The organism is Nocardioides sp. YJ-D4, from assembly GCF_054031495.1.
Genome location: NZ_CM132932.1, coordinates 3,397,916 through 3,421,094 on the forward strand (window position 1 = coordinate 3,397,916; position 23,179 = coordinate 3,421,094).

Annotated in this window: 18 protein-coding genes; 9 read left to right on the top strand and 9 right to left on the bottom strand. The window is 69.8% G+C overall.

The features are described 5' to 3' along the window. The first annotated feature begins 7 nt into the window (after nt 1-7). The 5 genes from ACW14X_RS16215 (at nt 8) to ACW14X_RS16235 (ending at nt 6,655) form a co-directional block, all read left to right on the top strand. The gene (locus ACW14X_RS16215; protein ID WP_160026408.1) at nt 8-1,684 is read left to right on the top strand and encodes an L-aspartate oxidase; all 1,677 of its coding nucleotides are present in this window, start codon (nt 8-10) and stop codon (nt 1,682-1,684) included. Continuing rightward, nucleotides 1,684-2,613, top strand: coding sequence for a carboxylating nicotinate-nucleotide diphosphorylase (gene nadC / locus ACW14X_RS16220; RefSeq protein WP_160026409.1), 930 nt, complete (start codon nt 1,684-1,686; stop codon nt 2,611-2,613). Before ACW14X_RS16215 ends, nadC begins: the two co-directional genes overlap by 1 nt. An 11-nt stretch (nt 2,614-2,624) precedes the next feature. Continuing rightward, nucleotides 2,625-3,407, top strand: a complete 783-nt coding sequence (locus tag ACW14X_RS16225) for a type III pantothenate kinase (protein WP_160026410.1) — start codon at nt 2,625-2,627, stop codon at nt 3,405-3,407. Between the two features lie 123 nt (nt 3,408-3,530). After that, a complete protein-coding gene (locus ACW14X_RS16230) occupies nt 3,531-3,854 on the top strand; it encodes a histone-like nucleoid-structuring protein Lsr2 (RefSeq protein ID WP_160026411.1) in 324 nt (107 codons plus the stop codon). A gap of 215 nt (nt 3,855-4,069) precedes the next feature. Beyond that, entirely contained in the window at nt 4,070-6,655 is a 2,586-nt protein-coding gene (locus tag ACW14X_RS16235; RefSeq protein ID WP_350713634.1) for an ATP-dependent Clp protease ATP-binding subunit, read from the top strand. Between the two features lie 142 nt (nt 6,656-6,797). Here ACW14X_RS16235 and ACW14X_RS16240 read toward each other — a convergent pair whose 3' ends face one another. After that, nucleotides 6,798-7,670 (bottom strand): A/G-specific adenine glycosylase, encoded by an 873-nt coding sequence (locus tag ACW14X_RS16240; protein ID WP_457166070.1) that lies wholly within the window; start codon nt 7,668-7,670, stop codon nt 6,798-6,800. A gap of 74 nt (nt 7,671-7,744) precedes the next feature. On the opposite strand from ACW14X_RS16240, the gene ACW14X_RS16245 reads away from it, so the two are divergent. Continuing rightward, a complete protein-coding gene (locus ACW14X_RS16245) occupies nt 7,745-8,464 on the top strand; it encodes a hypothetical protein (RefSeq protein ID WP_457162662.1) in 720 nt (239 codons plus the stop codon). 27 nt (nt 8,465-8,491) lie between these two features. Here ACW14X_RS16245 and disA read toward each other — a convergent pair whose 3' ends face one another. Together disA and radA are read right to left on the bottom strand one after the other, a co-directional pair. After that, entirely contained in the window at nt 8,492-9,574 is a 1,083-nt protein-coding gene (disA, locus tag ACW14X_RS16250) for a DNA integrity scanning diadenylate cyclase DisA (RefSeq protein WP_141801687.1), read from the bottom strand. A gap of 88 nt (nt 9,575-9,662) precedes the next feature. After that, entirely contained in the window at nt 9,663-11,048 is a 1,386-nt protein-coding gene (gene radA, locus ACW14X_RS16255) for a DNA repair protein RadA (RefSeq protein ID WP_160026415.1), read from the bottom strand. Nucleotides 11,049-11,271: 223 nt separating this feature from the next. Here radA and ACW14X_RS16260 point away from each other — a divergent pair, with 223 nt between their 5' ends. Further along, nucleotides 11,272-12,309 carry a LacI family DNA-binding transcriptional regulator gene (locus tag ACW14X_RS16260; protein ID WP_160026416.1) on the top strand — a complete coding sequence of 346 codons (1,038 nt, stop codon included), beginning with the start codon at nt 11,272-11,274 and terminating at the stop codon, nt 12,307-12,309. A gap of 28 nt (nt 12,310-12,337) precedes the next feature. Next, complete coding sequence (locus ACW14X_RS16265; RefSeq protein WP_457162663.1) at nt 12,338-13,498, top strand: NAD(P)/FAD-dependent oxidoreductase; 1,161 nt, start codon at nt 12,338-12,340, stop codon at nt 13,496-13,498. 4 nt (nt 13,499-13,502) lie between these two features. On the opposite strand, the gene ACW14X_RS16270 is transcribed toward ACW14X_RS16265, so the two are convergent. The 6 genes from ACW14X_RS16270 to ACW14X_RS16295 all read right to left on the bottom strand — a co-directional run bounded on the left by ACW14X_RS16270 (nt 13,503) and on the right by ACW14X_RS16295 (nt 22,273). Further along, a complete protein-coding gene (locus ACW14X_RS16270; RefSeq protein WP_457162664.1) occupies nt 13,503-17,861 on the bottom strand; it encodes a S8 family serine peptidase in 4,359 nt (1,452 codons plus the stop codon). A gap of 165 nt (nt 17,862-18,026) precedes the next feature. Further along, entirely contained in the window at nt 18,027-19,055 is a 1,029-nt protein-coding gene (locus ACW14X_RS16275; protein ID WP_457162665.1) for a LuxR C-terminal-related transcriptional regulator, read from the bottom strand. Between the two features lie 170 nt (nt 19,056-19,225). Next, on the bottom strand, nt 19,226-19,990 hold the full coding sequence (locus ACW14X_RS16280; RefSeq protein WP_457162666.1) for a D-Ala-D-Ala carboxypeptidase family metallohydrolase: 765 nt from the start codon (nt 19,988-19,990) through the stop codon (nt 19,226-19,228). Between the two features lie 66 nt (nt 19,991-20,056). After that, nucleotides 20,057-20,647: a class I SAM-dependent methyltransferase gene (locus ACW14X_RS16285; protein ID WP_457162667.1), complete on the bottom strand. Its 591-nt coding sequence runs from the start codon at nt 20,645-20,647 to the stop codon at nt 20,057-20,059. 119 nt (nt 20,648-20,766) lie between these two features. After that, the gene (locus ACW14X_RS16290; protein ID WP_457162668.1) at nt 20,767-21,423 is read right to left on the bottom strand and encodes a VOC family protein; all 657 of its coding nucleotides are present in this window, start codon (nt 21,421-21,423) and stop codon (nt 20,767-20,769) included. 88 nt (nt 21,424-21,511) lie between these two features. Continuing rightward, complete coding sequence (locus ACW14X_RS16295; protein WP_350838775.1) at nt 21,512-22,273, bottom strand: hypothetical protein; 762 nt, start codon at nt 22,271-22,273, stop codon at nt 21,512-21,514. A 389-nt stretch (nt 22,274-22,662) separates the two neighbouring features. On the opposite strand from ACW14X_RS16295, the gene ACW14X_RS16300 reads away from it, so the two are divergent. Continuing rightward, entirely contained in the window at nt 22,663-23,178 is a 516-nt protein-coding gene (locus tag ACW14X_RS16300) for a hypothetical protein (RefSeq protein WP_457162669.1), read from the top strand. The last annotated feature ends 1 nt before the right edge of the window (nt 23,179 follow it).

The window sequence follows — 23,179 nt, forward strand, 5'->3', positions numbered from 1 at the left end:
TGCGGGCATGAACATCGAGCTGCTCTCCGCTCGCGACCCGGGCTGGACCGAGTGGGCGGACGTGATCGTGGTGGGCTCCGGGATCGCCGGGCTGACCGCGGCGCTGCGGCTGAAGGACCAGGTCGAGCGGGTCGCCGTCGTCACCAAGGACGAGCTCAAGGCCGGCTCGACGCAGTGGGCCCAGGGCGGCATCGCGGCGGCTCTCGGCGAGGGCGACACCCCTGCTCAGCACGAGGTGGACACGCTCGTGGCCGGTGCCGGGGCGTGCGACCTGGAGGCCGTACGCGTCCTGGTCGGTGAGGGCGCCGAGGCGGTCCGCGAGCTGATCGAGTGGGGCGCCGAGTTCGACAAGGACCCCGCCGGCAACCTCTCGCTCACCCGCGAGGGCGGCCATCGGCGGGACCGGATCGCGCACGCCGACGGCGACGCGACCGGCGCCGAGATCCAGCGCGCGCTGATGGAGGCCGTACGCCGCGCCCCCGAGATCCTGGTCTTCGAGCACGCGATGGTCGTCGACCTGCTGACGGCCGCCGACGGCGGCGTGGCCGGGCTGACCATCCACGTGATGGGCGAGGGCGACGCCGACGGCGTCGGGATCGTGCGTACCCGTGCCGTCGTGCTCGCCTCCGGCGGCCTCGGCCAGGTCTTCTCGCAGACCACCAACCCCGCCGTCGCCACCGCCGACGGGATGGCGATCGCGCTGCGGGCCGGCGCGACCCTGCGCGACCTCGAGTTCGTCCAGTTCCACCCCACGGTGATGTATCTGGGCGAGGACTCCCGCGGTCAGCAGCCGCTGATCTCCGAGGCCGTACGCGGCGAGGGCGCCTTCCTGGTCGACTGGGACGGCAACCGGCTGATGGAGGGCGTGCACGAGCTCGGCGACCTGGCTCCGCGCGACATCGTCTCCAAGGCGATCATGAAGCGGATGCTCGAGACCGGACACCCCAACATGTGGCTCGACGCCCGTCACCTCGGTCGCGAGTTCTGGGAGAAGCGGTTCCCCAACATCCTCGCCTCGTGCGAGCAGCACGGCGTCGACCCGTCCGTCGATCTGATCCCCGTGGCTCCGGCGTGCCACTACGCCTCGGGCGGCGTACGCACCGACCTGTGGGGGCGTTCGGACGTACCCGGGCTCTACGCCACCGGCGAGGTCGCCTGCAGCGGCGTCCACGGCGCCAACCGGCTCGCCTCCAACTCGCTGCTCGAGGGGCTGGTCTTCTCGCGTCGGATCGCCGAGGTCCTGCCCGGCGAGCTGCGGCAGCTGGAGGACCCGGCCCCGGGTCTCGGCGCCGGGCGAGCGCTGGTCCCAGGCACCGCGCTCAAGCAGCTGCAGGAGACGATGACGACCAAGGTCGGAGTCCTCCGCAACGCGACCGGCCTCGCCGAGGCGATCGACGAGCTCGAGCAGCTCGGGAGCACCCCGGCGACCGAGATCGACCCGGCCGCCTGGGAGGCGACCAACCTGCTGACCGTCTCGCTCGCGCTGGCGACGTCCGCGCTGCTGCGCGAGGAGACCCGCGGGTCCCACTGGCGCGAGGACTTTCCCGAGCGTGACGACGCCGGGTTCGCCGGCCACTTCGACCTGAGACTCCGGGACGGCGAGACTGTCGCCATCTTCACCCCGGCCCCAGCGACCGACCCGACCCAGAAAAATTCAACGCAGTCCACCATGGCAGGAGCCTGATGACCATCCGACGCGTGCCCTTCGACGAGATCCCGCAGCCGCTGCGCGACGAGCTGACCAACGCCGGCCTGGACGCCGGCGAGGTCTACGACGCCGTCGAGCTCGCTCTCGACGAGGACCTGCCCACGTCCGCTCCCGGCGAGATGCCCAGCGAGGACGTCACCTCGGTGGCCACCATCGCCCCCGACTCGACCGGGATCGGCGTCTTCGCCGCTCGGGAGGACGGCGTCGTGGCCGGCCTCGGCGTGGCCGAGCTCGTCTTCGCGTACGTCATGGGTGACTCGGTCACGGTCACCGACCGCGTCAAGGACGGCTCGAAGGTGAAGGCCGGGGACGTCATCATGCGGATCGCCGGGCCCACTCGCGGGCTGCTGACCGCGGAGCGTACGGCGCTCAACTACGCCTCCCACCTCTCCGGCGTCGCCACCGGTGTCGCGGCCTGGACCGAGGCGCTGGAAGGGACCGGCGCGCAGGTCCTCGACACCCGCAAGACGCTGCCCGGCTTCCGGGCGCTCGAGAAGTACGCCGTACGTTGCGGCGGCGGCGCCAACCACCGGATGTCGCTCTCCGACATGGCGCTGGTCAAGGACAACCACATCGTCGCCGCGGGTGGCGCCGTGCAGGCGTACGAGGCCGTGAAGTTCGCCTACCCGGACGTGCCGATCGAGGTCGAGGTGACCACGCTCGAGGAGCTCACGGCGCTTCTCGACGCGGGCTGCGGCCGGATCATGCTCGACAACATGTCGACCGTGATGATGAAGGAGGCCGTCGAGATCACCGCCGGGCGTGCGGTGCTCGAGGCCTCCGGCGGGCTGACCCTGGACCGGGCCCGCGAGGTCGCCGAGACCGGAGTCGACTATCTCTCCGTCGGTGCGCTGACCCACTCGGTGAAGGTCTTCGACATCGGCTTCGACCTGTCCGAGGGCTGAGGCGGCCCGCCATGTCCCTGCTCGCTGTCAACATCGGCAACAGCCATACGGTTCTCGGGCTGATCGCCGACGGCGTCGTGTCCGCGGACTGGCGGGTCTCCACGCTCGAGCATCGCACCGCCGACGAGTGGTGGGCGCTGCTGCGGGGGATTCTCGGCGACGCGTTGGTGGCGAGCGTGGACGGTGTGGTCGTGTGTGCGACGGTGCCGTCGGTCCTGCACGAGTGGCGCGAGATGATGGCCCGCCATCTCGGCTCGGTCGAGAGCGTGGTGGTCGAGCCCGGCGTACGCTCCGGCATCCCGATCCTGATGGACAACCCGCGCGAGGTCGGCACCGACCGGATCGCCAACGCGGTCGCGGCGGTGGCTCTTCACGGCGGCCCCGCGATCGTGGTCGACTTCCGCGGCACGGCGACGACCTTCGACGTGGTCAACGCCGCGGGGCAGTACGTCGGTGGCGCGATCCTGCCCGGGATCGAGCTGTCGCTGGAGGCGCTGGGTCGGCGCGGTGCGCAGCTGCGCAAGGTCGAGCTCGCCCGCCCGCGGTCGGTGATCGCCAAGAACACGGTCGAGGCGCTGCAGTCCGGAATGGTCTTCGGAGTCGCCGCGCAGGTCGAAGGTCTGGTCGCTCGGATCATCGCCGAGCTGGGTGCCTCCGCCGAGGAAGTGACCGTGATTGCGACCGGCTATCTGGCGGAGTTCGTTCTCGACGAGAGTAAATGCTTCTCGTTGCATTCTCCGTGGCTGACGATGCAAGGACTGGAACTCATATTCCAGCGAAATGCCGTTCGTTAGTCTTTTCAGTATGGCGACCTGTTGATTCATCCGGATCGTATGTAATGCTATGGGCATCTCGCTTAACGGCGATGGCTATATTCGGCCCGTTTCCGGGTGAAGAAGAGCAGTGAAGGTAGGAACATGGCTAAGAAGGTTCAGATCATCCTCGAGGATGACATCGATGGCTCGGAAGCTGCTGAGACGGTGTCTTTTGCCCTGGACGGCACGTCCTACGAGATTGATCTCAGCGATGCCAATGCGGCAAAGCTTCGTGATTCTCTCGCGCTCTTCATCGGTCACGCCCAGAAGGTGAGCGGCCGTCGCGGCGGCGCCAAGAAGGCGCCCGCCGCCGGTGGCTCGACCCCGAAGGTCATGCGCGAGTGGGGGAAGGCCAACGGTTACACCGTTCCCGACCGTGGCCGCATTCCGGCCGACGTCCGAGCGGCTTTCGAAGCGGCTCACTGACAACTGGTCTCACCGCACCGAACGTCCGGCTGTCGCGCCCTCCGGGGCGCGGCAGCCGCCTTTGTGTGAGGTCGGCTGTGACCAGGCGTCTGTCCGGCGTACGGAACGCGTGTTCGCTCTCAGCGCACGGATCGCGTTGTGTTGTCGGGAACGCGTAGGCTGTCTGCGGGGTTGAATCTTGGTGACGCCCCAGAATTCTTAGGAGAGATGCGTACATGTTCGAGCGGTTCACTGACCGAGCCCGCCGGGTGGTCGTGCTGGCCCAGGAAGAGGCCCGCATGCTCTCCCACAACTACATCGGGACCGAGCACATCCTGCTCGGCCTGATCCACGAGGGAGAAGGCGTCGCTGCCAAGGCCCTCGAGTCCCTCGACATCTCGCTCGAGGCGGTGCGCAACCAGGTCGAGGAGATCATCGGCCAGGGCCAGCAGGCACCGTCCGGGCACATCCCGTTCACGCCGCGTGCCAAGAAGGTGCTCGAGCTGTCCCTGCGCGAGGCGCTGCAGCTCGGCCACTCCTACATCGGCACCGAGCACATCCTGCTCGGCCTCATCCGTGAGGGCGAGGGCGTCGCCGCCCAGGTGCTGCAGAAGCTCGGCGCCGACCTCAACCGGGTCCGTCAGCAGGTCATCCAGCTGCTCTCGGGCTTCCAGGGCAAGGAGGGCCAGGCCGGCACCTCCGGCGCGACCGCGTCGACCGGCACGACCTCGACCGAGGCGCCGTCCTCCAGCCTCGTGCTCGACCAGTTCGGCCGCAACCTGACCCAGGACGCCCGCGAGGGCAAGCTCGACCCGATCATCGGTCGCGAAGGCCAGATCGAGCGCGTGATGCAGGTGCTGTCGCGGCGTACGAAGAACAACCCGGTCCTCATCGGCGAGCCCGGCGTCGGCAAGACGTCGATCGTCGAGGGCCTGGCCCAGGACATCGTCAAGGGCAACGTTCCCGAGACGCTCAAGGACAAGCAGATCTACACGCTCGACCTGGGCGCGCTCGTGGCCGGTTCGCGTTACCGCGGTGACTTCGAGGAGCGCCTCAAGAAGGTGCTCAAGGAGATCAAGACCCGCGGCGACATCGTGCTGTTCATCGACGAGATCCACACCCTCGTCGGTGCCGGTGCGGCCGAGGGCGCGATCGACGCGGCGAGCATCCTGAAGCCGATGCTGGCTCGTGGTGAGCTGCAGACCATCGGTGCGACGACGCTGGACGAATACCGGAAGTACCTCGAGAAGGACGCCGCTCTCGAGCGTCGTTTCCAGCCGATCCAGGTGCCGGAGCCGACGATCGCGGTCGCGATCGAGATGCTCAAGGGCATCCGCGACCGCTACGAGGCCCACCACCGGGTCACGATCACCGACGAGGCCCTGGTCGCCGCGGTGACGATGGCCGACCGCTACATCTCCGACCGGTTCCTGCCGGACAAGGCGATCGACCTGATCGACGAGGCCGGCTCGCGCCTGCGCATCCGCCGGATGACGGCCCCCGCCGACCTGCGGGAGTACGACGACAAGATCGCCGACGTGCGCCAGCGCAAGGAGGCCGCGATCGACGGCCAGGACTTCGAGGCTGCGGCCCGTCTGCGCGATGAGGAGAAGCAGCTCATCGCGAAGAAGGCCGAGCGTGAGAAGGCCTGGCGTGCCGGCGACATGGACGAGGTCGCCGAGGTGGATGAGGAGCTCATCGCCGAGGTTCTCGCCGTCGCGACCGGTATTCCGATCGTGCAGGTCAACGAGGAGGAGTCCGCGCGCCTGCTGCGCATGGAGGACGAGCTCCACAAGCGCGTCATCGGCCAGGACGAGGCGGTCAAGGCCCTGTCCCGCGCCATCCGACGCACCCGTGCCGGTCTGAAGGACCCGAAGCGCCCCGGCGGTTCGTTCATCTTCGCCGGTCCGTCCGGTGTCGGTAAGACCTGGCTGTCCAAGACGCTCGCCGAGTTCCTCTTCGGTGACGAGGACGCGCTGATCCAGCTCGACATGTCGGAGTTCGGCGAGAAGCACACCGTCTCGCGGCTCTTCGGTTCGCCTCCGGGCTACGTGGGCTACGAGGAGGGCGGCCAGCTCACCGAGAAGGTGCGCCGCAAGCCGTTCTCCGTGGTCCTCTTCGACGAGGTCGAGAAGGCTCACCCGGACATCTTCAACTCGCTGCTGCAGATCCTGGAGGAAGGTCGCCTGACCGACTCCCAGGGCCGCGTGGTCGACTTCAAGAACACCGTCATCATCATGACCACCAACCTCGGCACGAGGGACATCGCGAAGTCGGTCAACCTGGGCTTCTCCCAGGCCAGCGACGCCGCGGGCTCCTACGACCGGATGAAGGCCAAGGTCTCCGACGAGCTCAAGCAGCACTTCCGGCCTGAGTTCCTCAACCGTGTCGACGAGGTCATCGTGTTCCCGCCGCTGTCGCAGGAGCAGATCATCGCGATGGTCGACAACATGATCGCGGCCGTCGAGATCCGTCTCAAGGACCGCGACATGGGCATCGAGCTCACCACGGCCGCGAAGAAGGTGCTCGCCGAGCGCGGCTTCGACCCGGTCCTGGGTGCTCGACCGCTGCGCCGCACGGTCCAGCGTGAGCTCGAGGACGTGCTCGCCGAGAAGATGCTCTACGGCGACATCGGCCCCGGGGAGATCGTGCTGGTCGACGTCGACGGCGAGGGTCCTGCCGCGCAGTTCACCTTCACCGGCCAGAAGCGCTCCGTCGTCCCGGACGTACCGCCGCTGGAGGGCGCGACCGTCTCCGATATCGAGCTCCCCGACCAGGACGAGCCGACGAACATCGAGAAGCCCAAGCCGGACTCCGAGTAGTCCGACAAAAGCAACGCCCCGGCCGCATGGCCGGGGCGTTGCTTTTTCTTTTCCTCGAGTAGTGGGAAATGGCGGCCGAGTCGTTAGTTGTGGCGGACGAAAGTAGAGTTTCGTCCGCCACAACTAACGACTCGGCGGTTGGTTAGGGGAGGGCGAAGAAGTCTGGTTCCACCTCGGTGGCCAGATTGTCTTTCAGGAGGCCTTCCAGAGCCCGTCGTCGTTGGGTGTCGTCGGACCAGACGACGTCGAGACGGCTGCGGTGGACGGGGGAGTCGGCGTCGCGGAGAACGGCCATCAGGCGGCCGCGGCACTGGCGGTCGGTGCCGGCCCAGGTCTGGACCTTGCGAGGCGGTCCGTCGTACGCCGGGTGGCCGGCCGCTCGCCAGGCGCACTGGTCCGCCACCGGGCATCGGGTGCAGGACGGGTTGGCGGCGGTGCAGACGAGGGCGCCGAGCTCCATGACCGCTACCGACCAGGTGGCGGCGGTCGGCTCGTCCTGGGGGAGTACGCCGGCGGCGAGCTCGCGCTCGGCCTTGTTGACCGACTGCGCGGGGAACTCGACGCCGCTCAGGGTCCGGGCGAAGACGCGGCGTACGTTCGTGTCGAGGACCACGTGGCGCTTGCCGTAGGCGAAGGTGGCGATCGCCGCCGCGGTGTAGTCGCCGACGCCCGGGAGCGCGATCAGCTCGTCGTACGTGGCCGGCACCTCGCCGCCGTGCTGCTCGACGATCGCGGTGGCGGCCGCGTGCAGCCGCAGCGCCCGACGGGGGTAGCCGAGGCGGCCCCAGGCGCGTACGGCCTCTCCGGTCGGCTCCGCGGCCAGGTCGGCCGGGGTCGGCCAGCGCTCCATCCAGGCCTCGTGGACCGGGAGTACGCGGGAGACCGGCGTCTGCTGGAGCATGAACTCGCTGACCATCACCGACCACGGTGTCGCGGTCGCGGAGCGCCACGGGAGGTCGCGGGCGTTGGCGTCGTACCAGTCCAGGACGGCGTCGTGGAGAACTGTCACACCCAGATTGTGCCGTGCGACAGGTATTGCCACGGAGTGGCACCCCGAAACCTGGGCACGGGATCATTACGGTGTCGCCTATGGCCCGCTCGAGAAGGACTGGAGGACGGCTGCCGGCCTCGGTCTACTGGCGCCGGCGGCTCGCGGTGGTCGGCATCGTCCTGCTCCTGATCGTCGGGATCTCGCGGTTCTTCCTCAGCGGTTCCGACGGCGCGGACGACACCGCGACCCCTGTGGCCGACGAGCCCACGGCGACCGTGACGGTCACACCGACGCCCAGCGCGAAGCCGTCGAAGGAGGCGGGCAGCGCGGGCGGCAACAACAAGCCCAAGAAGCCGAAGAGCAGCGCACCGCCGGAGCCGACCGGCGAGTGCTCGCCCTCCGACATCGTCGTCGAGCCGGCGGTCACCGACGCCTACTCCTACGACAACGTGACCATCCCGCTTCAGCTGCGCACCGTGAAGGCGTCCGCGTGCACCTGGAAGCTGTCCGCGGACGCGCTCCAGGTGCGGATCTCGCAGAAGGGCGGCGACCTGGTCTGGTCCACGGTCGACTGCGCCAAGGCGGTGCCGACCAAGGAGATCGTCGTACGTCGCGACGTCGTCACCACGCTGCCCCTGACCTGGAGCGGCCGCCGCGTCGTCGCCGGCGAGTGCACCGGCCACGGCCCGTGGGTGAAGCCGAACTTCTTCGTGATCGTCGCCGCCGCCCTCGGTGGCGAACCGTCATCGGCCACCTTCGGCCTCTACAAGCCGGGCACCGCCCTGTCGCGTACGGAACCGGACACCCCGGCCCACTGACCCGAGGCGGGTGACGCCCCGGCAGGGTCAGACGTAGCGCTCGAGGATCGTGGACTCGGCGAGGCGGGAGAGGCCCTCGCGTACGGAGCGGGCGCGGAGCTCGCCGACGCCCTCGACGGCCTGGAGGTCGTCGACGCTGGCGGAGAGGAGCTTCTGCAGGGTGCCGAAGTGGTCGACCAGGCGGTCGACCACGGCGGGTGGGAGGCGGGGGACCTTCGCCAGGAGGCGGTAGCCGCGCGGGGCGACGGCGCCGTCGAGAGCGTCGGAGGTGGTGAGGCCCAGAACCCGGGCGGTGGCGGCGGGGTCGACGAGCTCGGCGGAGTTGAGCGCCTCGAGCTCGGCGAGCAACTCCTCGGGGCTGCGGGCGCGGCGGCCGCGGGGAAGGTAGTCGCGGATGACCATCTCGCGCTCAGCGTCGACGCCGGTGATGAGCTCTTCCAGCTGGAGGGACAGCAGTCGGCCGTCGGTGCCGAGCTCGAGCACGTAGTCCTCGATCTCGCGGGCGATGCGGGTGACCATCTCCAGGCGCTGGGCCACGACGGCCACGTCGCGCACGGTCACCAGGTCCTCGATCTCGAGCGCGGACAGGGTGGAGGCCACCTCGTCGAGGCGCAGCTTGTAGCGCTCCAGGGTCGCCAGCGCCTGGTTGGCACGGGAGAGGATCTGGCCGGAGTCCTCCAGGACGTGGCGGGTCTCCCCGACGTACGCAGCGATGATCTGCATCGACTGGGAGACCGAGATCACCGGGTGACCGGTCTGCTTCGCGACCCGGTCGGCGGTGCGGTGCCGGGTGCCGGTCTCGGTCGAGGGGATGGTGTGGTCGGGCATCAGGTGGACTGCGGCCTGCACGATGCGACTCAGCGAGTCGTCGACGATGATCGCCCCGTCCATCTTGGCGAGCTCACGCAGGCCGGTGGAGGTGAACGGAACGTCGAGCGTGAAGCCACCGGTCGATATCCCATCGACCATCTTGTCGTAGCCGAGCACGATCAGTGCGCCGGTGCGGCCGCGGAGGATGCGCTCGAGCCCGTCACGCAGCGGTGTCCCGGGCGCGATCAGAGCAAGCGTCTCGCGCAGTCGGATGGAGTCCGCGGTGCGGTCGGCGGGCACGAGATTCCTTTCGGAGTGGGATGGGGTGATTCTAACCGTGGATCCAACCGTAATGCCGAGAACGTTCGGCCACGAGTCACCAAGCCGATCACACCAAGCGGAGGAATTCCAGCGCAGCACTGATGCTGTGCACCTCAAAGACACGCATCCCGTCGACTTCGCGCTCATTGGGACGGTTGGGCACAGGGGCTCCCGGATCGGCCGGGACGACGGCCACGGTGAACCCGAGTCGTGCCGCTTCGGAGAGCCGCTGGTCGAGATCGCGCACCCGGCGCAGCTCGCCCGCGAGGCCGATCTCGCCGAGCGCGACCACCCCGCGCGGTGTCGGCGTGCCGGTATGGCTCGAGGCGACCGCGAGCGCCATCGCCAGGTCGGCGGCCGGATCACTGATCCGGGCCCCACCGACGGTCGAGGCGAACACGTCGCGACCGGAGAGACCGACCCTGGCGTGGCGCTGCAGCACGGCGAGAATCATCGCGAGCCGGGAGCCGTCCAGCCCCGAGGTCGTACGTTTGGCCCGCTCCTCCGCGCCGAGCACGGTCAGCGCCTGGATCTCGGCGAGCAGCGGCCGGCGACCCTCCATCGTCACGGTGACGCACGTGCCGGGCACCGAGACGTGATGGGTCTCCACGAAGAGCCCGGACGGGTCGGTGACCGCCACGATCCCCTCCGAGGACAGGTCGAAGCAGCCCACCTCGTCGACCGGGCCGAAGCGGTTCTTCATCGCCCGCACCATCCGGAACCGTGAGTCGCGCGCGCCCTCGAAGTGGAGGACCACGTCGACCAGGTGCTCCAGCACCCGCGGCCCGGCGATCGCCCCGTCCTTGGTCACGTGGCCGACCACGACGGTCGTGATGTTGCGGGTCTTGGCCACCCGGATCAGCGCCGCCGCCACCTCGCGCACCTGGGTCACTCCGCCCGGTACGCCCTCGACGCCGGAAGCGCCGATGGTCTGCACCGAGTCGACCACGATCAGCTCGGGCCGGCTCTCCTCGATGTGGGTCAGCACGGCGCCGAGATCGGTCTCGGCGGCGAGGTAGAGCTCGTCCTGGATCGCGTTGGTCCGGTCGGCCCGCAGCCGCACCTGCGACGCGGACTCCTCACCCGTCACGTACAGCGCCCGGCGTCCGTAGCGCGCCGTCTGCGCCGCCACCTCGAGCAGCAACGTCGACTTCCCGACGCCCGGCTCGCCGGCCAGCAGGATCGCGGCGCCCGGCACCAGCCCGCCACCGAGGACCCGGTCGAGCTCCGGCACTCCCGACGTACGCCGCTCCGACTCGGTCACCGACACGGTCCCGATCGGCACCGCCGCGGTGGAGACCGGGGCTGCCTGCGTACGTCCGATCGGGGCCGCCGCCTCGGCGACCGACCCCCACGCCTGGCACTCGCCGCAGCGGCCGACCCACTTCGCGGTCTCCCAGCCGCACTCGGAGCAGCGGTAGGTGGCGCGTTTGGACGAGCGAGCGGTAGCCATGCCCAGCAACTTAGAGCACGGCACCGACATTCGAGCCTGCGTCGCCGCGAGGCACGAGCGGCGGCGCAACGCGAGAAGGTCGAGCGAGCGCAGGGGGTGAGCTCGCGAACCCGCGAAGCGGGTCGAGACCGACATAGGGGTGAACGCATCATGCGGGGTCAGGCTTCGTTACCATGGCTTGGAACGATCCAGAGTTCCACTTCGGCATCAAGGGAGGCAGAGCGTGGCGGTGCCGCGTTCCGGCGGTCATATCTCGGCCGCTCCGCCGACCCTGGCGGACGTCGCGGAGCTGGCCGGCGTGTCCCGGCAGACGGTCTCGAACGCGGTCAACAACCCCGATCTGTTGCGTGCCGACACGCTGGCCAGGGTGCAGGACGCGATCGACAAGCTCGGCTACCAGCCCAACCGCGCCGCGCGCAGCCTCCGGACCAGAGCCAGCCATCTGATCGGACTCAGGATGCCCGCCCTCCAAGAGGGCACGGCCAACGCGATGATGGACCGGTTCGTGCACAGCTTCGTCGAGGCCGCGGCCGAGACCGGCTACCACGTGCTCCTCTTCTACGGTGACCCCGCCGACCCGCTCGACGGCTACGACGAGCTGCTCAGGTCGACCGCGGTCGACGCGTTCGTCGTGACCGACACCCACCTCGGCGGGCAGCAGACGACCTGGCTGCAGTCGCGGCGGGCGCGGTTCGTCTCCTTCGGGCGGCCGTGGACCCAGCCCGACGCGAAGCATCCCTGGGTCGACGTCGACCTCGCCTACGGTGCCGAGATCGCCACCGAGCACCTGATCGAGCGCGGCCACTCCAAGATCGCCTGGATCGGCTGGCACAAGGACTCCCTCCTCGGTGAGGAGCGGAGGAGCGGCTGGATCCACGCGATGCACACCCACGGCCTCTCGACCACCGGCCTGGCCTCGCGCACCGAGGACTCGATCAGCTCGGGCAAGGCCGCCGCCGACGCGATCCTCGACGAGACCGAGCCGACCGCGCTCGTCTGCGCCTCCGACACGCTCGCCATGGGCGTGCTCCACTCCCTCTTCGAGAGGCGTCTCCGCCTCGGTGAGGACATCGCGGTCGTGGGCTTCGACGACTCCCAGGTCGCGCAGACGGTGCCGCCCGGAATCACCTCCGTACGTCCTCCGCTGGAGGAGGCCGCGCGCGAGCTGGTCAAGGCACTCGAGGAGCTGCTCGCCACCCCGTCCTACGCCGCGCCCGGCGTGATGCTGAAACCCGCCCTGACGGTGCGAGGGTCTTCATAGAAGCCGAGATCCGCGCGACGATGGCGTCATGGGAACTGAGGAGATCGTCGTCATCGGTGCTGGTCTCGCAGCGGTCAGCGCCATCGAAACCCTTCGTGACGAGGGGTACGCCGGCCGCCTGACCCTGGTCGGGAAGGAACCGGAGCTGCCCTACGAGCGACCGCAGCTCTCCAAGGACTTCCTGGCCGGCGCCAAGGAGTTCAAGCTCTCCCACGACGAGGCGTGGTACGCCGAGAAGGACGTCACCGTCCTCACCGGCACCACCGCGACCGCCCTGGACCTGGACAACGGGACCGTCACGCTCGACAACGGCGAGCGGCTGCCCTTCGGCACATTGCTGCTGGCCACCGGCGCCGAGCCGAAGACGCCGCCGATCCCCGGCATCGAGCACGCGACGACCCTCCGCACCGTCGAGGACGCCCGCCGCCTCAAGGATGCGATCGCACCCGGCACCCGGGTCGTCACGGTCGGTGGCGGCTGGATCGGGCTCGAGGTCGCCGCGTCGGTGACCGCGCTCGGGGGAGAGGCGATCGTGCTCGAGGCGGCCGCACAGCCGCTCCTCAACGTCCTCGGCCCGGTGCTCGCCGAGCACGTCGCCGTTCTCCACACCCGCCACGGCGTCGAGATCCACACCGGGACGACCGTCGAGGCGATCGAGCCGGGAGCCGTACGCACCAGCGACGGCGAGATCCCCGCCGACATCGTCCTGGTCGCCGTCGGTGCGGCACCGGCCACGGAGCTGGCCGCTGACGCCGGCCTCGAGGTCGGTGACGGCATCGTGGTCGATGAGGGGCTGCGTACGTCTGATCCTCGGGTCTTCGCCGCAGGCGACGCCGCGCTCGCGACGCACACCGTGCTCGGCCCGCTGCGCGTCGAGCACTGGGACAACGCGATCAAGCAGGGCCGGCTGGCGGCGCGGTCGATGCTGGGCAAGGGCGGCGCCTACGACTGGCAGCCCTACTTCTTCACCGACCAGTTCGAGTTCTCGATGGAGTACGTCGGCCACTCCGCGCCGGAGGACGAGGTGCTCCTCCGTGGCGACACCGACGGTGACGAGTTCATCGCCTACTGGCGGCGTGGTGCCACCGTGACCGCCGGGATGAACGTGGGCATCTGGGACGTCAACGACAAGCTCCGCGAGCTGGTCGGGACCGATGCCGATCCCGACCAGCTCACCGACATGTCCTGAGGGCTCAGTCGAGCGCGCTCACCAGCGCATCGGTAGTGGTGCGGACCACGCCTCCTCTGCGGGTGCCGGCGTACAGCCATCTGCCGTCCTGGCTGACCGCGAGATCACGGATGTCCAGCGCGGTGAGACCGCCGGACGCAGGCTGCCACGTCTTGCCCCCATCGGTGCTGACGAAGGCACCAGCGCCTGAGGCGAGCACTCCGTCGCGGACGACATCGGTGCTCCCGGCAACGAGCACGCGCACGGCCTTGCCCGGCCTGCCGGACGAGTCGGCTGCGACCTGGACCGAGACCGAGGTGACCGCGCCGACCGCCGCGCGCAGGTTCGGGATCATCGACCTGCGGAAGCTCCTCCCGCCGTCCGTGCTGACCAGCACGCCGCCATCGGTGCCTGCGATCACGACGTCCTTCTCGACGGACAACGAGCGGATGGGACCGTCTCCCACCTTCACGAGCGTCGCGCCGAGGTCGTCCGATCGGTACAGGCCCTCGCTCGCGGCGATCCACAGCCGCTCGGGCCGGGATGCGTCGAACTCCACGGTGCGGACCGCGAGGTCGTACGGGTGTGTGGTCCACGTGGCGAACCCGTCGGTCGAGACGAGGATGCCCGTCTCGGGCTCTGCGCCGTACGTCATCGCGACGGTGCCCTCCCGCACCGGTGACACGGCGACGTCTCCGACCTCGACGTGGGGGCCGACGCGCGTGTCGGTGCCATCGAGCGTACGGCGGATCAGCTGCGTGCCGAGGAAGCCGTCCTGCCGGACCCACCACACGTTGCGTGCGCCGACGGGCGACTGCTCGACGTCCAGGGCCGACAGGCCGATCCAGCCCTCGTCGCCCGTCAGGCCCCAGTCGAGTGCCGGGCCGGTGCCGAGATCTCCCTGTCGGCGCACCTTGATCCCTTCGGCGTCACCGGCGCGCAGCACGGGCTCCTTCGCGGCATCGGCGCCGACCGCCAGGCTCCACGAGTTGCCGCCCGCCAGCGGGTACCTCGTCCAGGTGTCGCGGTCGCCACCCCAGACGCCGGCGCTCGTGGTCACCACCAGCCCGTCCCCGTCCTGCCAGACGTCGACGTCGCGTACGTCGCGGGTCCCCTCGGGCAGCGCGACCGGCTTTGCGGTCGCACCGTGGTCGGTGCTGGCGTACACACGGTCGAAGAAGCGCAGGTACGTGGTGTCGCCGGCCACCGACAGGCCGAGGGAGTAGGCGCCGGGCACCGGCTGCGACGACTTCCAGGTGGCTCCGGCATCAGACGACCGCAGCACGGTCGCATCCTCGGCGTTCCATACGGTCGCGATCACCGTGTCACCCGCGACCGCCACGTCGGAGAGCGAGCTGATGCTGCTGTCCGGCGTGACGACCTGCGTGACCGTCCCGGGCGTCTGACCGGTCAGATCGACCCGCCACAGCCCGTCGAACGTCTGCACGTACACCCGTCCGTCAGCCACCGCCAGGTGATCGACCGATCCTGACCAGCCGGTCGGCACGAGGTCCCAGGTCCGGCCGTGGTCGCGGCTGAACCGCAGCCCCGCGGCGGTCGCGACGGCGACCGTGGAGCGATCGGCGCCCAACGCCTGGATGTTCTCGTCCGGCAGCGACTGCACGTCCCAGCTCTTCCCGCCGTCCGCGCTGTGCAGCAGGCGGCCCTGGTACGTGGCGTCGAGCACGTCGCGCCCGGCCATGCCGTTGACGGCGAGCCAGAACCCGCCGGGTACGGCCGGGTCAGCCGCGGGCAGGCCGACGCCGGCAGCGACGGGCATCGAGCGCACTCGCGTCCAGGTCTTGCCGCCGTCGCTCGTCCAGAACGGGCTGATGCCGTCCTGGACGACATGGATCGCCGTGCCGGCACGATCCGGCGAGGTCACCGTGAGCCCGCCCGTGAAGATCGGGCCCACCTGCTCCCAGTCGCCGCGCCGGTCGGCCCCCAGCGACACGAGGGACCCGGTCCCGCCGAGTCGCCGTCCTTCGGCCGTGGTGCCGGTCGCATCGATCCGGTGGACCCCTGCCTCCCGCACCTCGAGGTCAGCGGCGTACCAACCGGGGCCGTCCTGGGGCGACAGCTGCACGGTCGTGCGCCGGCCCGAGGGGGCCACGACGTCGGCGGACGGACGCTCGAGCGCCGCCGGCGCCTGCACGACGACGCGCGTCGCGCCGTCGGCGACATCCGGTGTGGCGCGTACGACGAGCGGGCGCACCAGCAGTGCGTACGGCACGCGCACGCGCGCGGCGTCCTTGCCGGTGCCGGTGGCGACGAGCACACCCGACACCTCGCCGGGCCGGTCGCGGTGAGCGGGGGTGAGGGTGATCGTCACCTCGGCCCGGCCGCCCGGCTTGAGAGTGGCCGACCTGGCCGACAGTTCGATGCGGCCGTCGCTGACCTTCGACCCCTCGACGTGCAGCTTCAGCTTCTGCGTCGTCCTGCCCGAGTTGGTCAGCGTGACGGTGGCAGTGCGCGAGCGGGCGTCGCCCACCGTGTCGGCAAGGCCCAACGAGAGCGCGTCGGGCGAAGCGGTGACGTCTTGCGCCACTGCTCGGTCGACCGCGAGCGCCCCGGCGCCCTGCGTGAACGGGCTGACGCCGGCATCGGTGCTGTCGAGCTCCCGCGCCGAGCCGATCAGCCGGGCGCGGACCTTCAGGGCCGACTCGTCGGGGTGTGCCTGGCGTACCAGCGCCGCGGCACCCGCGACGTGCGGTGCCGCCATCGATGTTCCGGACAGCCGGTACGCGTTGCCCTCGATCCCCTGCCAGGCGGGGATGTCCGAGCGGATCTCGACGCCGGGGGCGACGATCTCGGGCTTGACCGTCGTCCCGGCCGGGCCCCGGGAGCTGAACGAGGCGATCAGGTCGGTCGCGTCCTCGCCCGTGATCGTCGCGGTGACCTTGCCGTCGAGCACGGCCCGGCGGATGTTGCCGTAGTCGCCGGCGTAGAGCGACATCATCACGAGCGTCGCTCGGCGCTGGTCCCAGCCGGCCTGGGCCGCGAGCTCGCCGCCGTCGCTGGCGCTGGTCTCGAAGCCGCCCATCGGGGTGTCGCTCGGCCCGTCGCCGACCCCGGGGTCGGCGTTGGTGGGCTGGTAGACGAGTGCTCCGACCGCGCCGTTCTGCTCGGCGAGCTCGGAGAGGTACATGTCGTAGCCCGTGACGGCCTGGGCCGTCGGGCTCTGGTACACGACGATCGCACCCGTCACATCACCGACGCGCTCGTAGTCCTCGGGAGTGCCGGAGCCCACGTCGATCACGCGCGCGGTGACGGCCTTCGGGCCGGGGTTCGCGGACAGCGAGTAACGGCGCATCGACCCGGCCGGCAACGTGGCACCGCGGAGGGTGATCGACGGCGTACGGATGCCGGTGGTCGAGGCGCCGACCGCGATCACGTCGGGCGCGATCGCGGGCGAGCCGACGGTCTCGTCGCCCGGACCGGCGTTGCCCGCGGCGGCGACCACCACGGTGCCCGCCTCGACCGCGGCCGTCGCGGCGCGCGCGAGGGGGTCGTTGTCCTCCACCGGGCCGCCCAGGCTCATGTTCACGACGTCGGCGGGGTGGGAGCCGGTCGGGTCGACCGCGGCCTCGAAACCGGCGAGGACGTCGGACATCATGCCCGAACCGTCGGCGTCGAGAACTCGCCACGCGGTGATCGAGGCGTCGGGTGCCACGCCGGTGGTCGTCTCGGCTCCTGTTCCGGCGACGATGCCGGCGACATGGGTGCCGTGGTAGTGCTCGTCCATCGGGTCGTCGTCGTCGGAGACGAAGTCGTAGCCACCGACGACCTTGTGCCCCTCGCCGAAACCGCCGCCCAGGTCGGCGATCCCGTAGTCGACGCCCGTGTCGATCACGGCCACGGTCATGCCCTTACCGCGCAGCGGGGTGCCGTCGGCATCCTTCTCCTCCCAGACAGCAGGTGCGCCGGTGGACGGGACGGAGTCGACGGTCAGCGCGCGCATCCGCACGTCGCGGGTCACATGCGCGACACCGTCCGCCGCGGAGAGCTCGTCGAGGCTGCGCTCGGGCACCTCCGCCATGACCGCGTTGATCAGGCCCGCGACGCTCCCGGTCTCGTCGACCGGGATGCCATCCGCCCGAAGACGGTCGACAGTCGCATCCTGCTCGGTGGCGATGTCGTCCGCGATCGCGCTGTAGGTGGCTGACACGGCGTGCTGGGTGCCGACGTCGCCGTTCGCGGATCGCGACTCGGCGATCCGGTCGGCGCCGACGCGCTGCACAGCACCGGGGCTGTCGAGCTCGATGATGACGGCGACGGACTCGCCGGGGTCGGCCGCGGCGCTCAGGGGTACGAGCGCCGAGCCGGCGAGCACGGCGGGCACCGCCAGCGCGACGGTGACGCCGCGACGGGAAATGGGGGACATGGGTGACCTTCCGGTGAACTTTCTGAGATCCGCGCAAGACGGCTCAGTGCTCATGAAAGCGCCCAGATGTTTCGACCGCACGTGTGCGAGAGTCCGGCAGCGGCCAACTGGCCGCAGGCGGCCATTCGAGGTTGCGAGCCGTCATTGAGACCCCGTCGGCCGAGGTCACACCCAACCGCGACGCGCTGCCTGCACCCCTGCCTGGAACCGGTTCGCGGCGCCGAGACGCCGCAGGAGCAGCTGGCTGCGCCGACGTACCGTACGGGTCGAGACATGCAGCTCGCGGGCGATCACCTCGTCCTTCGCTCCGGACGCGAAGAACGCGAGCAGCGCCCGCTCCTCGGCCGTCGGGCCGCGTCGCTCGACCGGGACGGGGCCGCGCTGCACGGGCTCGTCGCGCGGCACGTCGGCGGCCTGCTCCCAATGCGCCTCGAACACCTCGCACAGCAGCGCGACGAGCGGTTGGGAATCGGTGAGGATCGCCTCGGGCCGCAGGCCGTCGAGACGTGTCGACACGAGCGCGGCCCGCCGGTCGGCGATCGCGAGCTTGACCGGCAGATCGCTCGTGAGCCGCGCCTGCTCACCTGCCTCGACGGCGCGGCGCACCTCGTCCCACGCGCCGGGCCGATCCAGGGCCGCGGCCGCGTAGACAGCTCGCCAGCGCACACCGCGCGCGATGACCACGGGCTCGAGCGGGTTGAGCGGCGCGAGCACGTACGGCGGCCGGTCGAACGCCATGAACTCCTCGACGGCTTGATGCTCCAGCCTGTTGTACGCCGCGCCCACGGCGTCGGGCCCCACCAGCACGCCGACGCTCGAGCCTGGTCTCTCCGCCGCACCACGGTTCTCGAAGACCTCGGCGAGCAGCGGGATGGCGGCACGGAGCCGGGCGAGACCGTCCTCCGCGCGTTCCGCGACCGCGCGCAGCGCGACCCGCGGGTCGACGGCGGCGAACCGCCCGTCGCCCGCCGCCCGGTTGACCAGCCCAGCCGCGCGGAGCTCGTCCAGCGTGCGCGCGGCGGCCTCCGTACTGATCCCGAGGGTGCGGGCGACCTCGGCGTCCTCGATCGCTCCGGCGGCGAGGACCGCCCCGTAGACCGCCTCGGCCTCCGCGTCCAGGCCGGCTACGGCGAGCCCTCCGTGGGGGCCAAGCGTGGCGGCCCGTGACGGGGGAAGTGGAGGTTCGAGGTTCACGGAACAACGATGCCATGCGGTGAGCTCGTCGGACCGATCCCGATCCCGACCAGCTCACCGACACCCCGTAGGCCGAGTCGGCTCGTCCTGACCAAAAACCGCGCCGAGTCGGCTCGTCATGACGAGCCGACTCGGCGGAGTTTTCTGTCAGTTTGAGCCGACTCGGCGACTCAGAAGCACTGCGAGGCGCTGTGGAAGACGCTCGACTGGATGCCGAGATGGATGTGGTCGCTGTGGTCGGGGTAGCCCGGCCCGAGCACCTGCGGGAACGACTGGCGTGAGGCACGCGCGATGCCGCACATGGTCGTCGCGCTGCTGCCGGGCACCAGATCCATGGCCCGGCCGTAGAGGTGGTTGCTGTTGGAGGCGCCGCCGACGGCGTCGTTGCACGCCTTGGAACGGTAGGCCGAGGTCACCCGCAGCGGGTTGTCGCCGAGTCGGTGCCGGATCGCCTCGGCTCGCCACATCGCCTGCATCAGGTTGGCCTTGACCTGTGCGACCGTCACTCCGGAGATCGGCGTCGGCCAGCCGCCGTAGCAGACGTCGTCGACCTCGCTCCACGCGAAGTGGACCGGGGTGCAGTCGTCGTCCTGGAGCGCGTAGATCTTGTTGAACGTGTTCGCGCCGGCGACGCCGTCGGCGGCGAGCCCGTAGGCGGCCTGGAAGTTGCGGACCGCGGTCGTCGTCGCCGGGCCGTAGGACCCGTCGATCGAGAAGACCGTGCCGGAGGCCGCCCATCCGGCGACCCGGATCTGCAGCTGGGTGACCGCGCTGCCTGAGGAGCCCTGCTGCAGGGTGCCGCTCCAGGTGTAGCAGGCGTCGGCGTGAGCCGGCGCGGCAGTGACGCTGACCGCGGCGAGGGAGGCCGCGACCGTGAGAAGGAGGGTGCCGATGACCGTGCCGAGCCGACGCCCGAGACGTGGGAAATGGTGCATGGTGAAACTCCTTTCCTTGGGGGGAGCCTCAATGGTCACGCTTTTTCCACGGCCGCGTGCGGTGATTCAGAAACGCTTCCACCAGAGGTTCACCGCGTAGTCGACATACGTCCCCTGGTGTTCTTCGAGGATCGCCGCCGCGGTGGTGGGGTCGAACTCGATGCGTACGACCGCCTCCAGGTCCGCACGTGATCCGAACGACCAGTCCATGTCGACGGGGACGCGCGTCCAGCCGTGCCTCGACCAGAACCGCTCCTGCTCCTCGGGCGGTGGAACCTTCGGGTATCCGCGGCGGAACCATGCGCCGAAGCTCGACCGGGAGCCGTCGTTGTCGATCACCATCGCCACACCGCCGCGGAGCATCACCCGGTCGAGCTCGCCGAGCCCCGGCTCCGAGCCCGGGCCGAAGAAGTAGGCCCAGCGGGCGTGCATGACATCGACCGATGCCGACGGCAGCGGGAGTCGCTGGGCGATGCCGTTGTGGACGGTGACGTTCGAGAGCCGCTTCGTACGCCGCCGGGCCAGCGTCACGAGGTCCGGATGGGGCTCGATGCCGGTGACGGTGCGGGCATCCTCGGCGAAGCGCGGCAGGTAGAACCCGGTCCCGCAGCCCAGGTCGAGGACGTCGCGTCCGGCCCAGGGACCGGTCTCGGACATGGCTGCCCAGAGTCGTCCGTGCGGGTCGAGCGCACGGTTCTCGATCTCGTACGTCGCGGTGTGGTTCCAGATGTTGGGGGACGGGATCGCGCCCGTCGCCCCTGGCAGGTCGAGCCTGGTCAGATCCGGACCTCGCCGCGCGGGGTGACGAACTGCGCGGCCAGGAGACCGGGGGTGCCGTGCTCGGCGACCCAGTCGATGTGGACGTTCTCGGCGGGCTTGCCGGTCCACGGGTCGACGCGCTCCTTCAGCTCGTCGCCGAGGTAGTCCTTGACCCGCTCGGGGTCGCCGGAGATCTCCAGGCAGGTGAGGGTGATGTCGGAGCCGGCGTTGCCGGGGTGGAGATCGGGGGTCTCCCACTTGATGAAGTAGGGCAGCTGCGGGTCGGCGATCAGGCCGTTGATGCCGATCTGCTCCCAGTGGAGCTCGCGGCCGTCGGGGAGGTGACGGTTGCCGGGGACCGCCTTGCGGCCGAGCCGCTCCTCGATCGGGGTCATGTCGTCGACGCCGATCACGAAGCCGATCCAGCCGCCACCGAGAGCGGACCGGGCCTTGACCGCCTGCCCGAACGGAGCCTTGTCGCTGGCCGGGTGCTCGAGCGCCTCGACGACCTCGAGGTAGAGGCCGCCGCGCATCGGAAGGATGTAGTTGCGGGTGCCGAAGCGGGGGTGGACGCCGCCGTCGACGAACTCCTGGCCGAGCAGCTCACCGAGCTGCTTGGCGGTCTGTACCAAGCCATCGGGTCCTGCAGCGTACGAAACATGGTCCAGGCGCATGTAACGATTCTGAACTCTCGCTGAGAGAGAGACCAATCCAGGGTCACTATCTCTTGATGTCGAGATACACCCCGGGGTTCAGCGCCGCTCAGCGCGGGCTGGCGGGATGGAGCGCCAGGGCGGACCGTGACCGGACGTGCGCCTCGCAGTGGCGGACGAGCTCGGCGTACGCCGCCTTGCCCATCAGCTCGGTCAGCTCGGCCTGGTTGGTGAGGTAGACGGGCTCGACGGCGACGTGGGCCTCGGTGTTGCCGGAGCAGTACCAGTCCAGGTCGTGGCCGCCCGGACCCCAGCCGCGCCGGTCGTACTCGGTGATCGTCACCTCGGTGTAGGTCGTCCCGTCGGTCAGCTCGACGTCGCGGAACGTACGCCGGATCGGCAGCTGCCAGCACACGTCCGGCTTCGTCTCGAAGTGTTCCCGGCCCTCGGCCGCGGCCAGGATGTGGAGCGCGCACCCCGATCCGCCGGCGAAGTCCGGCCGGTTGGCCAGGACGCACGACTCCTGCCCACGGAACTCCGTGACCCGGGTCTTCCGCTCGCCCTCGTCGTCGAGCTCGACCCAGTCGTCGGTCTCCACCTCGCGCCCCGGGTGCTGCTCCCACAGATCCGGGGTCAGCTGCCGTACGAACTCAGCCGTCCGGGCCTCGTCCTCCTCGTCGGCGAAGTGCGCCCCCAGCGTGCAGCACCCCACGTCCGGCGAGCTCTTGAACATCCCGGGGCAGCCGTTGCCGAAGATGCAGGAGTACGCCGACGTCAACCAGGTCAGGTCGCAGCGCATCCGCTCGTCCGGGTCGTCGGGGTTCACGAACTCCACCCACGCACGCGGGAAATCCAGGGGTACCTCAGGCACCTGCCAAGCCTACGTCGCCGAGAGCACACAGCCAGCATGACTGCGCTCCGAGCACGCGACGCCGGCAACGTTGGTCTGCGCATCCTCAGGCGTACCGGACGTAGATGGTCTTCAGGTCGACGTCGCTGCCTTTCAAGTGGCGGCAGGTGAGGTCGCCATGATCGGTAGCGGGGACAACTCACCCAGCCTTCTCAGCCTCGCCGTCGCCGCCGAAGCAGTCTCGGCGCCAGAGGATTTCATGATTGCTCTCGGCGTCGAGTTCGAATGGTCGGAGTGGCAGCCCTTGCGTTGACTCCGCTACTGAAGTGCCCCGGCGACTGCTGAGCCTGAGGTGCGGATGGCTAGGGCAGAGGGTCCAACTTTGTGAAACTTTCACAAGGGTGGCGTCGATGGGTGCTCTACTACGAAAGGCGATCAGTCTCACGATCGCCGACTGGTTGCAAGCCGAGCGAAGGGGTGTCGTGATGGGCGTCGAGTCCGCCGTCTATCAGGTTGTTCCTGCCGCCGGAACCTCTGATGCGTACGTCTCAGCTCTGCTGGACATCGGTGCTGAGAGGCGAGGAGAGCATTACCTGGTGCTGCGAGGGCGGTGTCATTGGATCGACCTGGAGGTCGACATGCCTGCCCCCTCGGGTGGGATACGAGTGTCGTTCACCAACCCGGCTGATGTTGTCTCCGAGATTAGTCAACTGTTCGACACCTTCGCCCGTGTGGGCACGGCGAAGATCTTCGACCCCACGGGGAAGAGGCGCTTCAGCATCGAAGACGGCACGTTGGTTGAGGAGTTGCTCGCGGACTTCGTTCGCCGGCGCGAGGTGTTTCAGCGGTACTTCGGGCCATTCGAGGCTGCCGTCAGTGCCCAAGACGTCTTCAGACTGATGCGCGAACGCTCGGCTGACTCCTGAC